Annotated in this window: 7 protein-coding genes; 6 read left to right on the top strand and 1 reads right to left on the bottom strand. The window is 64.0% G+C overall.

The genetic code is table 11. From position 1 onward, the window contains the following. The first annotated feature begins 267 nt into the window (after positions 1 to 267). The 4 genes from ABB29_RS09730 (at position 268) to ABB29_RS09715 (ending at position 10499) form a co-directional block, all read left to right on the top strand. Positions 268 to 4935: a YadA-like family protein gene (locus ABB29_RS09730; RefSeq protein ID WP_057658553.1), complete on the top strand. Its 4668-nt coding sequence runs from the start codon at positions 268 to 270 to the stop codon at positions 4933 to 4935. Positions 4936 to 4961: 26 nt separating this feature from the next. After that, the gene (locus ABB29_RS09725) at positions 4962 to 5771 is read left to right on the top strand and encodes an OmpA family protein (RefSeq protein ID WP_083487758.1); all 810 of its coding nucleotides are present in this window, start codon (positions 4962 to 4964) and stop codon (positions 5769 to 5771) included. A gap of 377 nt (positions 5772 to 6148) precedes the next feature. Beyond that, a complete protein-coding gene (locus ABB29_RS09720) occupies positions 6149 to 6790 on the top strand; it encodes a response regulator (protein WP_057658551.1) in 642 nt (213 codons plus the stop codon). Positions 6791 to 6866: 76 nt separating this feature from the next. Continuing rightward, positions 6867 to 10499, top strand: a complete 3633-nt coding sequence (locus tag ABB29_RS09715; RefSeq protein WP_057658550.1) for a transporter substrate-binding domain-containing protein — start codon at positions 6867 to 6869, stop codon at positions 10497 to 10499. A 126-nt stretch (positions 10500 to 10625) separates the two neighbouring features. Here the strand turns inward: ABB29_RS09715 and ABB29_RS09710 are convergent, their stop codons facing one another. Continuing rightward, positions 10626 to 11828 (bottom strand): amino acid aminotransferase, encoded by a 1203-nt coding sequence (locus ABB29_RS09710; RefSeq protein ID WP_057658548.1) that lies wholly within the window; start codon positions 11826 to 11828, stop codon positions 10626 to 10628. 403 nt (positions 11829 to 12231) lie between these two features. Between ABB29_RS09710 and smc the strand changes: the two genes are divergently transcribed. Together smc and zipA are read left to right on the top strand one after the other, a co-directional pair. Beyond that, complete coding sequence (gene smc / locus ABB29_RS09705) at positions 12232 to 15735, top strand: chromosome segregation protein SMC (RefSeq protein WP_057658546.1); 3504 nt, start codon at positions 12232 to 12234, stop codon at positions 15733 to 15735. A gap of 70 nt (positions 15736 to 15805) precedes the next feature. After that, on the top strand, positions 15806 to 16525 hold the full coding sequence (gene zipA / locus ABB29_RS09700; protein WP_057658544.1) for a cell division protein ZipA: 720 nt from the start codon (positions 15806 to 15808) through the stop codon (positions 16523 to 16525). Positions 16526 to 16688 lie beyond the last annotated feature (163 nt).

Below are 16688 nucleotides of genomic sequence, written 5' to 3'. Positions count from 1 at the left end.
TGGCTCGAACATCGTCGCACGTATATGCAACAAGTTGGAATATTCGGGTTCTGACGCAGCGATCATGTTCACTGCGCTTAACCGTTCCCACACAAAGCGCGCCGTGCTGCTTACTTTCAAATTAGTTGCATGGAATGCCTGTTCTTCAATTCACACAATACCCGCCTGAATGGTGAAGGCAGGTCTGTACGCGTGCTCCGGGCATCGCAGTATGTCGCGGCAACCTCGCTTTCCATTGCACTTTTCATCATCGAGCGAGGGTTAGGCATGAACCGTATTTTCAGCATCATCTGGGACCGTGATCTTGGGCGACACGTGGTCGCTTCCGAACTGGCTACAAGAAAGGCCAAGTCCAAATCTTCGCGTCTGGTCACCACCCTCGGTTGCGTGATGGCACTTTCGGGCACTGGTCTGTTCGCGATTTCCGCGCAGGCGCAGACGGCGTACCAGGGTGACCCTGCCAATACCGTCATCGGCGATGGTGCCAGCGGCGCCGATGGCTGCCTGGCGCTGGAGAACGGCCAAACACCAGATGGAGCTCCATCACCGCTGGCTGAGTGTCTGCACTCGACCGCAGTAGGCAACCAGGCCAATGCCGCTACTGGTGGATCCACCGCGCTGGGCGAAAAAGCCAATGCCGGATCGGATTTCTCCACCGCGCTCGGCGCCGCGACGTCGGCAGGCGAATATTCCACCGCGGTCGGCGCGGGAGCGACGGCAGATAGTCACCATGCAGTGGCGGTCGGACAGAGTGCCTATGCCACCGGCGGAAACAGCACCTCAGTCGGTACCAATTCCTGGGCAACGGGTGAGCACGCGACTAACGTAGGTTACGGCGGCAAGGCCACGGCAACCGACTCCACCTCGCTGGGCTTCAAGGCCAATGCCACTGGCGAATCCTCGCTGGCGGCGGGTGCGAACACGAGCGCGAGTGGTGCCCAGAGCCTCGCTGCGGGTGTAAGTGCCAAAGCCAGTGGCGCCAATTCGATTGCCATCGGCAACAAAGCCACGGTTTCGGCGCAGCAGGGTGTAGCAATCGGCGACGGCACCAGTGCCGGTGACAATGGCGTGGCATTGGGCAACCAGGCCGACGCCATCGGTAAAGGCGCAACCGCGCTGGGGCCGCTTGCCACTGCCGCAGGAAGTAATTCGGTGGCGACCGGGTCCTATGCCACCAGCGGTGGCAGCGGAGCGATCGCACAGGGTCTGTTTTCCACTGCCAATGGCGATAACTCATTGGCATCCGGTTCGATGTCCAGCGCTGCAGGGCAGGACAGCATCGCATTGGGCCACTCGGCCAGTGCTGCGGGCGACAGTTCAATTGCCGCAGGCTGGAATGCCGCGGCCTCCGGCAGCACCAGCGTGGCGCTGGGCTCGAACGCGACTGCCACCCGTGACCGCAGCATCGCGATTGGTGACGGAGCCAGCAGCGACAGCGGTACCGCCATCGGCTTTGGCGCCAGCACCGAGGCCGCCGCAACCCTGGCCTTGGGTTATATGGCCAAGGCCGGCGGTGGTAATGCCATTGCCCTGGGTGACATGTCCGAAGCCCAGGGGTACTGGACCACGGCAATAGGCGGTGGCGCCGTTGCCAACGTACTGTCCGGTACCGCGCTGGGTAATTCGGCCATGGTTACCGTGGAAGACGGTGTTGCCCTGGGTCATGGCTCGGTGGCTGATCGTGCAGCCGGCGCGAGCGGCTATGTGCCGACCGCCGCCGACGCCGACCAGCAGGCCGCCATTGCCGCTACCACCAGCACCCTGGGTGCGGTCAGCGTGGCTGACCCGAACCAGGGCATGGGTTCGGACGGCGCCAGCTATCGCCAGATCACCGGCGTGGCCGCCGGTAGCGAAGACAGCGATGCGGTCAACGTGGCCCAGCTGAAGGCAGCCGGTAGTGCTACCAGCGACGAAATCGACGCCGCCAAGACCCACTACTACAGCGTCAACGACAACGGCGTGCAGGGTGGCAACTACGACAACGATGGTGCCACCGGCGTCAATGCCATGGCCGCAGGTGTGCAGGCAAATGCCAGTGGTAGGGATTCTGCCGCTTTTGGTAGTGGAGCCAGCGCTTCAGGTGCCGAATCACTTGCCGCGGGCTGGAACGCCTCGGCCTCCGGCGGCACCGGCGTGGCGCTGGGCGCGAAAGCGACTGTCACCCGTGACCGCGGCATTGCGATTGGTGAAGCAGCCAGCAGCGATAGCGGTACCGCCATCGGCTATGGCGCCCACACCGAGGGCGCTGCAACCCTGGCCCTGGGTCATATGGCCAAGGCCGGTGGTGGTAGTGCCATTGCCCTGGGTGACTTGTCCGAAGCCCAGGGGTACTGGACCACGGCGATAGGCGGTGGCGCCGTTGCCAACGTACTGTCCGGTACCGCGCTGGGTAATTCGGCCATGGTTACCGTGGAGGACGGTGTTGCCCTGGGTCATGGCTCGGTGGCTGATCGTGCAGCCGGCGCGACCGGCTATGTGCCGACCGCCGCCGACGCCGACCAGCAGGCCGCGATTGCCGCTACCACCAGCACCCTGGGTGCGGTCAGCGTGGCTGACCCGAACCAGGGTATGGGTTCGGACGGCGCCAGCTATCGCCAGATCACCGGCGTGGCCGCCGGTAGCGAAGACAGCGATGCGGTCAACGTGGCCCAGCTGAAGGCAGCCGGTAGTGCTACCAGCGACGAAATCGACGCCGCCAAGACCCACTACTACAGCGTCAACGACAACGGCGTGCAGGGTGGCAACTACGACAACGACGGCGCAACTGGCATTAACGCCATTGCCGCGGGCGTGAACTCCACCGCGGCTGGCGAAAAAGCGATTGCAATGGGCTTCGACAGCCATGCCGCCGGCAAGTATGGTGTGGCCATCGGTAATAAAGCTGAAAGCACCGGCGACGGTGTCGCAGTGGGCAGCGGCGCAGGCAACGGCACTGTTGACAGCAGCCGCAGCGTGATGATTGGCCAAGGTGCTGGTTCGCTCAACGAAACCGCGAGCAACACCGCGGTCGGCTACGCCGCCGGCAAGAACGTGAAGGGTGATGTCGGTTTCAACACCGCCATCGGCAGCATGAACACCGGCTCCAACATCACCGGTGACTACAACACTTCGGTTGGCCACACCGCTGGTTTCGCCACGGTGGGTAGCTTCAACAACTCGATGGGTGTCAACGCCGGCCAGAACTCGATTGGCGATGCCAACGTGTCCATCGGCGTCGGCAGCGGTGCCTGGGTGGAAGGCAGCAACAACGTGGCGCTGGGCGCAGGCGCCAACAACACCGGCACCAAGAATGCACGCCTGACGGTCAGCAATGCGGTCGCCGTGGGTTATGGCGCAACCACCAATCAGGATGATTCGGTTGCGTTGGGTGCCGATGCCACGACCCATACCGCTGGTGGCGTTGCATTGGGTAGCGGCGCGGTCGCCGAGCGTGAAGCGGGCGTTGCCGGTTATGTGCCGACGGCGGCAAGTGCTGGGCAACAGGCCGCGATTGCCGCGACCACCGGTAGCCTGGCTGCGGTCAGCGTGGGTGATGCGGCCAACGGCAAGTTCCGCCAGATCACCGGCGTGGCTGCCGGTAGCGAAGACAGCGATGCGGTCAACGTCGCCCAGTTGAAGGCCGTGGGTGACGCGGCCAGCGACGAGATCGCTGCCAACAAGACCCATTACTACAGCGTCAATTCGACCGATGGCGGCAACTACGACAACGACGGCGCCACCGGTGCCGATGCGATTGCCTCGGGCAAGGATGCCAATGCCGCCGGTGACCAGGCGGTTGCGATGGGCCTGGGCAGCAATGCCAGCGCCGTCGACAGCGTGGCCATCGGTAACGGCGCGGTCGCCAGCCATGGCAACAGCATCGCCCTGGGCGCGGGTTCGGCGACCACGGTCGGTGCCGAGACGGGCTACAACGCCGCCTACGTGGGCATGAGCAATTCGCTCGGCGAGATGAACATCGGCGGTCGCAAGATCACCGGCGTGGCCGCCGGCTCGGCGCCGACCGATGCGGTCAACGTCAGCCAGCTCGATGGTGGTGTCAGCTATGCCATCGACAAGTCGAAGGAGTACACCGACAACAGCATCACCGACATCAGCGGCGATATCACCAACTTTGGCGATGACATCACCAACATCCAGGGTGACATCACCGATATCCGCAACATCATCAACAATCTGCCGGACAACGGTGGTGGTACTGGTGGCGGCGGTAACCAGATGTTCGTCGCCAGCGATGACGTCAGTGCCAACCTGCCGGCGGCGACCGGTAGCAACTCCGCGGCCGGCGGCGCCGGTGCGGTGGCCAGTGGTGACCAGGCGACCGCGGTCGGCAACGACAGCCTTGCCAGCGGCAGCAACAGCACCGCGATGGGCAATGGTGCGGTAGCCAGCGCCGATGACAGCACCGCGATTGGCCAGGGTGCCAAGGCCAGCCATGCCAACAGCGTGGCCCTGGGTGCCGGTTCGGCGACCACAGTGGGCGCGCAGACCGACTACGATGCCGCCTATGTCGGCACCAGCAGCTCGACCGGCGAAGTCAACATCGGTAACCGCACCATCACCGGTGTGGCCCCGGGTATTGCCGGTACCGACGCGGTCAACGTCAACCAGCTCAATGGCGGTGTCAATTACGCCATCAACCAGTCCAACAGCTACACCGACGCCCGCATCAACGATATCCAGGGCGATGTGTGGAACGTCCAGGACGGCTACCGGGCTGGCGTGGCTTCGGCCATGGCGATGACCGGCATTCCGCAGGCGTACCTGCCGGGCAAGAGCATGCTGGGCGTGGGCATGAGTGGCTACGAGGGTGAGTACGGCATGGCTGTCGGCCTGTCGGGCATCACCGAGAATGGCCGCTACGTGTACAAGGCTTCGGCCAGCGGCAACAGCAACCGCGACTGGGGCTTCTCGGTCGGCGCCGGTATCCAGTGGTAAGCCAGAAGAACTTCAAGGACATACGAATGAACATCCGCATCAACAAAGGCCTTCTGGCCGTCGTCGCCGCCAGCACTCTGCTGGCGGCCTGTACCCACGTCAGCAGCAACATCAACGATGAAGGCCGTGCCGAGCAGATTGTGTTCCCGCAGGCCGACAAGGCGGTGCTGAAGGAAGGGACGTTCCCGACCGTGGAAGCCCTGCGCCAGATCGGCCCGGGCGTGACCAAGGATCAGATGTATCAGTTGCTGGGCCGCCCGCATTTCAACGAAGGGCTGGCCGGCGTGCACGAGTGGGACTACCTGTTCCACTTCCGCGATGGCGATGAAGTGACCACCTGCCAGTACAAGGTCATCTTCGACAAGGACTACCACGGCCAGACGTTTGCCTGGTCACCGGCCGAATGCGCCGACCGCCTGCAGCAGCAGCCTGAAGAGGTAGCGGAGGTCGATACGCCGGAAGCATTCAGCCTGTCCGCTGATTCATTGTTCCGCTTTGGCGGTGGCAGTGAGGCTGACATGTTGCCGGATGGCCGTGCGGAGGTGGCCGACATCGCCGCCAGGCTCAACGAGGCACAGGTGGTGCGGGTGCTGGTGGTGGGCCACACCGACCGTATCGGCTCCAGCGAGGCCAACCAGCGCCTGTCGCAACAGCGCGCTGACACCGTCCGCCAGATCCTGATCAACAACGGTCTGGCGGCTGATCGCGTGCTCGCGGTCGGCAAGGGTGAGGCCGAGCCGGTCAGCGAAGGCTGCCAGGGCGAGCGGGCGACGCCTGCGCTGGTGCAATGCCTGCAGCCGGATCGCCGCGTGGACGTGATTGCCGAAGGGATCTGAGCGCGCTGAATCCGCAGAAGGCCACGGCCGTGGGGTCGTGGCCTTCTGCATGCGTCACCGGCTGGCATCGAGCCCGCGATTCTTGATCAGGGCCACGGTTTCTGGCCGTTCTGACCGCTATCTTCGAATCGAAGCAGCGCATATCGTCGCAGTGCGCTGTCGATAGGACAGTAGCTGCGGCCACCCCTGGCACGCCGCAGGCGGGAGGCCTGTATCGGCGGGTATCCAGAGGAATGTATGGGAGAGGCACGCGCCGGAGGCGCGGAGCCGCCTGGACAACAGCTATCACGTAACCGTGACACGAATTATGATTGTGTCGGCATGATCAGGCAGGAAGCGATGCCAATGCGACCTGGAATCAAGGGGACTGCCTCATCATGAAGAAAAAGATAATCATCGCCGATGACCACCCGGTCGTGATGCTGGGTGCCAGGATGCTTATCGAGAACGCCGGTCTGGGTGAGGTGGTGGCCGAGGTCACCACCCCGGCCGAGCTGCACGAAGCGTTGGCCAGCCACGAATGCGATCTGTTGATCGCCGATCTATCGATGCCGGTGCCGGGCATGGTCGATGGCTACGGCATGATTGCCGGTGTGCGCCATCGCTATCCACAGTTGCCGATTCTGCTGATGACCAGCATGGCCAACATCGGCATCCTCGAGCGACTGCTGGTGCTGGGTAACATCGGCGTGGTTGGCAAAGGCGCCGACATGGATGAACTACCTTCGGCCGTGCACGCGGTCAACCGCGGCAGCACCTACGTCAGTCGCGAAATCCGCGCGCGCCGGGAGGGCATGCATGAGGCCGGCGCCACTGCTGCACATGGTTCACTGGACTTGCTGTCGCCCAAGGAAATGGAAGTCGTGCGGCTGCTGCTGTCCGGGCTCTCGGTGACCCAGGTGGCCGAGGCGCTGCATCGCAGCAAAGCCACCATCAGCCGGCAGAAACACAGCGCAATGAAGAAGCTGGCGGTCAGGAACGACGTCGAGCTTTACGAGATTGCCAGAGCAGGTCTTTGATATGTCCTGTAATCGCCATGCGGTAGAGCGGGGCACAACGCGCGGGAAGACAACGGCCACAGGCAATGGCCTGTGGATGTCATGGGCTGCGCAGCGGGTTGCTCTGGCCGTGGCGTTGTTGTTGCTTGTGTTGCTGGCCTGCCAACCTGCATATGCGCAGCAGGCGGCCGCGCGGCAGGCGGCGGATCAGACTTCAGCACCGGCACTCAAGCTGCTGGATCGATCAGCGGGCAGTGGCGTACAGGTGGCATTGAATCCCCGGCAACAGGCCTGGCTGAAGGCGAAGCCGGAACTGGTGCTGGGCATCGAAACGGAAGACTATCCGCCGTTGGCCATGAATGTCGATGGCGAGCACTGGGAAGGATTGGCCGCCGACGTGGCGGGACAGATCGGTGCCAGCCTGCATGTTCCCATCCAGTTGCGTCGTTACCGCAGTCGCGCTGATCTGCTGCGCGCACTGCGCGTTGGCGAAGTGGACTTCATCTTCAGTCCCCACGCGGACGACAAGCATGACCGCGGCCTGCCGACGCTGCCCATAGCCACCAACGGACTGGTCCTGGTCCGGCTGATCGGGGACACATTCCGGGGTGAGCATGCGCCCCGGATCTCGCTGCTGACCTACAGCAGCCACCGGATGGGCGCCGATGCTGCCCGCAAGCTGGTCAGTAGCGACGCGGTGAAGAGCTACCCGAGCGCCTTCGACGCATTGGCGGCGGTCGCCTATGGCGACGCCGAGGCGTTCGTGGGTGATTCGATTTCCGCGTACTACTTCGTCAACCGCAACTTCTCCAACGAATTGCGTATCGTCGGCAGCGTCGGCCAGACCGGCGAATCGTTCCATTACCTGGTCGACGATCGGCATCGGCCACTGCTCGACATTCTGGATGCGGCGCTGCTGGCGCTGAAGGCCGACGGCGAGCTGGCACGCGCGGTCGAGCGCTGGAGTGGCGGCGGCGTCGCCGGCGATCAGCGCATGATGCTGTCGGATGAGGCCATCGCCTGGCGGAAGGCTCATCAGCGACTGAGGATCGGCGTGCCCAGGAACTACGCGCCACTGTCGTACATGGGCGAGGACGGGGTCTATTACGGCGTGACCGCCGACCTGTTGTCGGCGCTGCAGGGCAAGTCCGGGCTGGAGATGCAGCTGACTCCCTATTCGGACATCGGTGATGCCATCGAGGCGCTGGAACGTGGCGAGGTCGATGTGGTCGCTGACCTGAGCGATACGCCTGAGCGGGAACGTACCCTGCGCTTCTCGCGCAGTTATCTTTCCAGCCCCTGGGTGCTGGCGGTGCGCGCGGGTTCAGGGATCCGGTCATTGTCGGATCTGGAAGGGAAAACGCTGGCGCTGCCGCGTCATCATGCGTTGATACCGCTGCTGCGCAGGACCCATCCGAAAATCCGCATCGAAGCGGCGCACGGTGTGTCTGACGCTTTTTCGTTGCTGGCCGAAGACAAGGCCGACGCGGTCCTGCAACCGGCCATCAATGCCAATTACTTCATCTCGCGCTACTACCCCGGCAAGATGGAGATCCGCAATGTCGTCGATTTTCCACCGTCCGAGTCATCGTTCGCGGTGCGTCGTGAGGACGAAGGCCTGGCCCGGTTCCTCGACGGTTTCCTGCTGGAAGTCAGTCCCAACGAATTGAGTGTGATGGCCAATCGCTGGCGTGACAAGGCGCCGGCCGTGGTCGCCTCGTGGGTCGATTACCGGCGCGTGATCTATCGCGCGATCATCCTGTTCCTGTGCATCGCCGCTGGCGTGATTATCTGGAACACCTATCTGCGCAGCCAGATCCGCCGTCGCAAGCTGGCCGAAGAAGCGATGGAAGGCCAGCTCAGCTTTCTGCGGACCATGGTCAATGGCATGCCGAACCCGAAGTATGCCTGGGACACGCGCCGGGGACTGGTGCTGCACAACACCGCCTATCTGGAAGCGCTGGGCACCAGTGCCGATGCGCTCGCCCTTGACCGGCCAGTGGGCGAGGGCATGCTGGACCCGCAGAGCGTCCGTGATTTCAGCGCCGCGCACTACAAGGCGATGGCGTTGCAGGAACGCATCATGGAAGATCGCCGTGTGCTGATCCATGGTCGGCCGGTCGACATCTATCACTGGGTGATCCCCTACCAGGATGCCGCCGGCCAGGCCATCGGCGTGATCGGCGGCTGGATCGACATGACCGAGCGCCGTGAGCTCATCGATGAACTCAAGCGGGCCAAGGAACTTGCCGACGAAGCCAACCACAGCAAGAGCACCTTCCTGGCAACCATGAGCCACGAGATCCGGACCCCGCTCAATGCCGTGATCGGCATGCTGGATCTGGCGCTGAAAAAACAGGGTGCCAACGAGAAGCAGATGCTGCGGGTCGCGCACGATTCAGCGGTCAGCCTGCTGGAGCTGCTGGGTGACATCCTCGACATCTCCAAGATCGAATCAGGCAACATCGTCATCGAACCGGCGCCGACCCGCCTGCGCCCGATCCTGGACTCGGTGATGCAGCTGTTCCAGGGCACCTGCGAGCAGAAAGGCCTGCGGCTGTCGCTGGATTTCGACCCGACCCTGGATGGCTGGCTGCTGCTGGATCCGATCCGCTTCAAGCAGGTGCTGTTCAACATCGTCGGCAATGCGGTCAAGTACACCGATCATGGTGGCATTGATGTGCACGTGCAGCGGCAACCTGCAACAGATGGGCTGGTACCTTTTTCGGTGGAGGTCAAAGACACCGGCATCGGCATATCGGTCGAAGAGCAGGAAAAACTGGCATCGCCTTTCTATCAGGCCAAGGGTGCGCGTGGCGGTACCGGACTGGGTCTGTTCATCAGCAAGACCCTGTGCCAGATGATGAATGGATCGCTGCAACTGTGCAGCGAAGCCGGCCGAGGCACCACCGTGCATTTGAACTTCGCTGTCGCCAGCAGCGAAGCACCAGTGGCAATCGCGCCGCCGGAGAGCGTTGAATCAATCCCGTCGGCCGCTCGCCTGCGCGTGCTGGTCGCCGATGACCATCCGGCCAACCGGATGCTGCTGCAAAGCCAGTTGGAACACCTGGGACAGGACGTGGTGGCATGCGCCGATGGCCGCGAGGCACTGGCGGTGTGGTCGCAAGGCCGCTTCGATGTGGTCATCACCGACTGCAGCATGCCGGAAATGGACGGTTATCAACTGGCGCGTGCGATCCGCCAACAGGAAAGCCAGCAGAGCCGGCCTGCCTGCGTGATCCTGGGCTTTACCGCCAATGCCCAGCAACAGGTGCGGCAACGCTGCATCAATGCCGGCATGAATGATTGCCTGTTCAAACCGATCGAATTGTCCCGCCTGGAGAGCGCGCTGGCGATGGTCAGCCAGGCCGGTCGCGGTGACGACCAGCAGCAGCGCCTGCATGCATACCGGGCACAACTGTCACGCATCACCGGTGCCACGCCGTCGTCGGTAAACCTGTTGCTGGACAAGATGCTGGAAGCCAGTCGCGGCGACCGTCTGCAGCTGGCCGAGGCCGGTGATCCGCAAGTGATGGGCAAGGTCGCGCACCGGATCAAGGGCGGCGCGGCGATGTTGGCCGCGGAGTCGCTGATGCAGGCAGCCGAAGCGCTGGAACAGGCATGCGAACAGGAGGGCGTCGCATTGGCAACCGTGGAGCAGCTGCGCACGAGGTTGCTGCAGCTGACCGATGCTCTGATCGTCGACCTCGAAGCCGCCGTTCAGCCGTAGCGCAGCCGCACCCGCGCCTGTCCGCGAGCCTGGCTTCGTTGTGTCGTTGTGGATGGGGGAGTTGACCCACAGACGACAACGCCGGCATCAAGCCGGCGTTGTTGTTGATTGCAGGAAAGCGATGTCTCAGCCGCGGCTGACCGCGTACACCGCTTCGGCCACCCGGTCCAGGCTGCTGGAACTGAGCGCGGCCACGCAGATGCGACCGGTGCCGACGGCATAGATGGCGTACTGATCGCGCAGGCGGTCTACCTGTTCCTTGCTCAGCCCGGAATAGGAGAACATGCCGGCCTGCTGCTGGATGAAGGCGAACTCCGGTGCGCCCAGCGTGGCCAGCTTGCTGACCAGGCCGGCGCGCAGGCGATGGATGCGATCGCGCATTTCGCCCAGCTCGCTTTCCCACATCGCACGCAGTTCGGTGCTGCCCAGCACGCCAGCCACCAGCGCCGCGCCGTGGGTCGACGGGCTGGACCAGTTGGCGCGGATGGTGCGCTTGATGTTGGACTGCACGCGCTTGGCTTCGTCACGGTCGGCGGCGACGATCGACAACGCGCCCACGCGCTCGCCATACAGCGAGAAAGATTTCGAGTAGGAACTGGCGACCACGAATGCCGGTATGCCCGATGCGCCGAACAGGCGGATGGCGGTGGCGTCGGCGTCGGTGCCCTTGTCGAAGCCCTGGTAGGCGATGTCGATGAATGGCAGCAACTGCCGTTGCTTGACCAGTTCGACCACCTGTTGCCACTGGCCAGCGGTCAGATCAACGCCGGTCGGGTTATGGCAGCAGGCATGCAGCAGGACCACGGTGCCGGCCTCCAGCTTGCCCAGATCTTCCAGCATGCCATCGAAATCCAGGCCATGGCTGGCCGGGTCGTAGTAGCGGTAGTCACTGACCTCGAAACCGGCATTGCCGAACACCACCCGGTGGTTCTCCCAGCTCGGGTTGCTGATCGCAATCCTGGCCTTGGGCAGGGTCTTCTTCAGGAAGTCGGCGCCAACCCGCAAGGCTCCGCTGCCACCGATGGTCTGCGAGGTCGCCACCCGGCCGGCCGACAGCAGTTCGGAGTCGGCGCCAAACAGCAGCTTCTGGGTTTCCAGATCGTAGGCGGCCAGCCCGTCAATTGGCAGATAGCCGCGCGGCTTGGCGGCATCGGCGAGGGCTTTTTCCACCTGTTCCACGCATTTGAGCAGCGGGATGCGGCCCTGTTCGTCGTAATAGATGCCAACGCCAAGGTTGACCTTGCCGGGGCGAGTGTCAGCGTTGTAAGCGTCGGTCAGACCCAGGATGGGGTCGCCGGGGACCAGTTCGACGGATGCAAATTGGGACACGAGTCGGAGCCTGTGCAGTGGGGAGGGGAGAGATGGAATCAAACCCCGCAATCGTAACAGGGCCAGCCGCGGACGGCACTGCCACGGCAACGGTTACTGCCGCAACCATGCCCGGGAAAGGAGGTCGCCGAAGCCCCAGGTGGCGGGCCGGACGAGCTGGGCCGCGGCGAGCGGCGGGTGTCGCCACCGCCGGGGCTGCCGCTTTGCCGGCGAAGCGCCTGACCCACGGCCGGCGCGGTCGCCGCGGGACCGGACAGGCCGTTATACTCATGGGTCGCTTTGGCGTTGCCTGACAAGCATTTGTCTTTGATTTCAAAAGCTTGCCGGACACATTTAATCCAAAATCACATTTATGGCGGCGCGTCGCCTGCGAGCGACTGCGAAGCCAGGAAACCCAAGCCGTATGCGCCTTTCCACCATCAAGCTAGCCGGTTTCAAATCCTTCGTGGATCCGACCACGCTGCACCTGCCGACCAACATGACCGGGGTGGTCGGCCCCAATGGCTGCGGCAAGTCCAACATCATCGACGCGGTGCGCTGGGTGATGGGCGAGAGCTCGGCCAGCCGCCTGCGCGGTGATTCGCTGACCGACGTGATCTTTTCCGGTTCGGCCGCGCGCAAGCCGGTCTCGCAGGCCACCGTCGAGCTGATCTTCGACAACAGCGACCACACCATCTCCGGTGAGTTCGCCGCCTTCAATGAAATCTCGGTCAAGCGTCTGGTCAGCCGCGACGGCACCAGCAGCTATTACCTCAATGGCACCAAGTGCCGGCGCCGCGACATCACCGATCTGTTCCTCGGTACCGGCCTCGGCCCGCGCAGCTACTCGATCATCGAGCAGGGCATGATCAGCCAGATCATCGAAGCGCGCCCGGAAGACCTGCGCGTGTATCTGGAAGAAGCCGCCGGCATCTCCAAGTACAAGGAACGCCGCAAGGAAACCGAAACCCGCATCCGCCATACCCGCGAAAATCTCGACCGTCTGGGTGACCTGCGCGAGGAAATCACCAAACAACTGGAGCATCTGAAGCGCCAGGCCAAGCAGGCCGAGCAGTACCAGGCGCTGCAGGAAGAACGCAAGGTCAAGGACGCCGAATGGAAGGCGCTCGAGTACCGCGGCCTGGATGGTCGACTGCGCGGTCTGCGCGAGGCGCTGGCGCAGGAAGAAACCAAGCTGCAGCAGCTGATCGCCGAGCAGCGCGAGGCCGAAAGCCGGATCGAGACCGATCGCGTGCGCCGCGAGGAAGCGGTCGAGGCATTGAGCCGGGCGCAGGGCGAGGTCTATCAGGTGGGCAGTACGCTGGCCCGGGTCGAGCAGCAGATCCAGCATCAACGCGATTTGACCGAGCGCGTGCGCAAGGCGCATGAAGAGGCGGCGACCGCTCTGGCCGAACTGGGCCAGCACATCAGCGGCGACCAGACCCGATTGAATGTATTGCGCGAGTCGGTGGCCGATGCCGAGCCGCAGCTGGAACAGATGCGCGAAGAAGACCTGTTCAAGCAGGACGCGCTGCAGGAGGCCGAAGCGCGCCTGTCCGACTGGCAGCAGCGCTGGGAAACCCATAGCCGCGACTCGGCCGAGGCCTCACGCGCTGGTGATGTCGAACGCACCCGCGTCGATTACCTCGACCGCCAAGCGCTGGAAGCCGAACGTCGCCGCGAGGCATTGGCCAGCGAACGCAGCGGCCTGGATCTGAGCGCACTGGCCGCGGCGTTCGAGCAACTGCAGGAACAGCACGACACCCAGAAGGAATCGCTGGAAACCCTGACCGAGCAGGTCGAGGCCCGCAAGCAGGCCGCCAGCGACGTGCAGGAGCAGCAACGCAGCACCCAGACTGAGCTGTCGAATCTGCGCAAACAGGCACAGGAAGCGCGTGGTCGGCTGTCTTCATTGGAAACCCTGCAACATGCCGCGCTCGGCCAGGAGCAGGGCGCGGCGGTGGCATGGCTGAAGGCGCGCGGGCTGGATGACGCCCGCCGCGTCGGTGAGTCGCTGAGCGTCGAACCCGGTTGGGAAAACGCGGTTGAAGGCGCGCTCGGTCAGCTGATCGAAGGCGTGTTGATTGACGCCCCGGAAGCGCTGGTCGATGCATTGGGTGAACTTGGCGAAGGCCGCATCGCACTGGTATCGGGTGACACCGCGCCGCTGCAGGTCGCCGCCACCTCGCTGGCGGCCAAGGTGCAGGGCCCCACCGCGATCCGCCGGCTGCTGGCGCGCCTGCACGTGGCCGATGATCTGAACGCCGCGCGGCAGTTGTTGCCGACTCTGGATGCGGGCGAATCGGTGATCACCCGTGACGGCGAGCGTCTCGGCGCCGGTTGGGTGCGTATCGTCCGCTCGGGTGCTGCCAAGCAGGGCGCACTGCTGCGCGAGCGCGACATCCAGGCGCTGCGTACGGAAATCCAGACCCTGCAGCAGCGTGAAGCCGAACTTGAACACCGGCAGGCGACGCTGCGTGACCAGTTGCTGGCCGCCGAACAACAACGCGAGGATGCCCAGCGTGCGCTGTACATGGCCCACCGCAGCGTCTCCGAACTGGCCGGCCAGCTGCAAAGCCAGCAAGGCCGGCTGGAATCGACCCGTGCGCGGATGGACAAGGTCGACAGCGAACTGGCGCAACTGATTGAAACCCTGGACGCCAGCCGCGAACAGGCCCGCGAAGCGCGCTCCAAACTCGAAGACGCGGTTACCCGCATGGGCGATCTGGAAGGCAGCCGGCAGGCACTGGAAGCCGAACGCCGGCAGCTGGTCGATGCCCGCGACCAGGCCCGCGAAGCCGCCCGCGCATCGCGCGACGCTACCCACGCACTGGCACTGACCCTGGAAAACCAGCGCACCCAGATTGCCTCGTTGAGCCAGGCGCTGGATCGAATGGGCAGCCAGCGCGGGCAGCTGGACTCGCGGGTCGCCGAACTGACCTCGCAGCTCAACGACGGCGATACGCCGGTGCAGGATCTGGAAGCCCAGCGCCAGGCCGCGCTGGAACACCGGGTCACCGCCGACCGCGCACTGGGCGAGGCGCGCTCGGTGCTGGAAGGGATCGACAACCAGTTGCGCCAATACGAGCAGACCCGCCACCAGCGCGATGAACAATCGCTGGCCCAGCGCGAGCGCATCTCGCAGCGCAAGCTCGATCAGCAGGCGCTGGTGCTGAAGGCCGACCAGTTGTCCGAGGCGGTGGTCGCCGCCGGCTTCGTCCTCGAAGATGTCATCAACACCTTGCCGGAAGTAGCCAACGTCAGCGACTGGGAACAACTGGTCAACCAGATCGATGGCCGCATGCGCCGGCTGGAACCGGTCAACCTGGCCGCCATCCATGAGTACGGCGAAGCCTCGCAGCGTTCCGAATATCTGGACGCGCAGAACGCCGACCTGACCACCGCGCTGGAAACCCTGGAAGAAGCCATCCGCAAGATCGATCGCGAAACCCGTGGCCGCTTCAAGGACACCTTCGACCGGGTCAATGCCGGCGTCCAGCAGCTGTATCCGCGGTTGTTCGGCGGTGGCCATGCCTATCTGGAACTGACTGGCGAGGATCTGCTCGACACCGGCGTCTCGATCATGGCGCGGCCGCCGGGCAAGCGCGTGTCCAACATCTCGCTGCTGTCCGGTGGTGAGAAGGCAATGACCGCGGTGGCGCTGGTATTCGCCATCTTCCAGCTCAATCCGGCGCCGTTCTGTCTGCTCGACGAAGTCGACGCACCGCTGGACGAAGCCAACGTTGGTCGCCTCGCCAACATGGTCAAGGAGATGAGCGAGAAGGTACAGTTCCTGTTCGTCAGCCATAACAAGGCGACCATGGAAGCCGCCAACCAGCTCAGTGGCGTTACCATGCGGGAACCGGGCGTCAGCCGGCTGGTGTCGGTCGACCTGGAAGAAGCCGCGCGCCTGGCTGGCGCGGCCTGAACGAGAGCGGTCTGAACAAGAACGGTCTGAACAAGAACGGTCTGAACAAGAACTGGCGGAGAACCCCAACGTGTCCGACATGGCAATGCTTCGAATCGGCATCCTGATTGCCGGCGTCATCCTGCTGGCGACCATCTTTTTCTTTGGCCGCCCCAAGAAGCCCAGTCAGGGCCGCCGGCTGGAGCCGGGCGAACGCGACAACACCCGGGTCGAGCCGAGCCTGGCCACCGACGACGAAATCGAACGTGCCGATTACAGCGGCGATGAAGTCAGCCAGCCGGAGCTGGGGCTGGGGGCGGCCGCGGTTGAATCGGACCTGGGCAAGCGTCCGAACCAGGATTTCGACAAGATCGTCTCGCTGTACGTGGCGGCCAAGGCCGGCAACACCCTGCGCGGCGAGGACATCGTGGTCGCCGCGGAAAAGACCGGGCTGACCTTCGGTCACATGAATGTGTTCCACCGATTGATCGACAACAAGCCGGAGCTGGGCCCGGTCTTCAGCATGGCCAACATCCTGCAGCCGGGCAGTTTCGACATGGCCAACATCCGCGAACTGGAAACCCCGGCCATTGCATTCTTCCTGACCCTGCCAGCGCCGATCACCGCGCTGGAAGCCTGGGAAAAACTGCTGCCCAACGTCGAACGCATGGCCGAACTGCTGGACGGCGTGGTCCTGGATGACAGCCGCAACACCCTTGGCCGTCAACGCATCCAGCACATCCGCGAAGAACTGCGCGGTTACGACCGCCAGCACGAAGCCCCGCCGCTGACCAAGGCCCCGCGCTGGTGAGCCCGTAGAGCGCAGCTCGCTGCGCCACAGACAGAACCCGTCACCAGACAGTTCCAGCGCAGCAAGCTGCGCTCTACAACAACACCTCTGGTAGAGCGCAGCTCGCTGCGCTACAGACAGAACCCGTCACCAGACAGTTCCAGCGCAGCAAGCTGCGCTCTAC

The organism is Pseudoxanthomonas dokdonensis, from assembly GCF_001431405.1.
In the GTDB taxonomy this organism is placed as follows: domain Bacteria; phylum Pseudomonadota; class Gammaproteobacteria; order Xanthomonadales; family Xanthomonadaceae; genus Pseudoxanthomonas_A; species Pseudoxanthomonas_A dokdonensis.
Note: the sequence above shows the minus strand (reverse complement) of the source record. Positions and strands in the feature narration are given on the sequence as shown.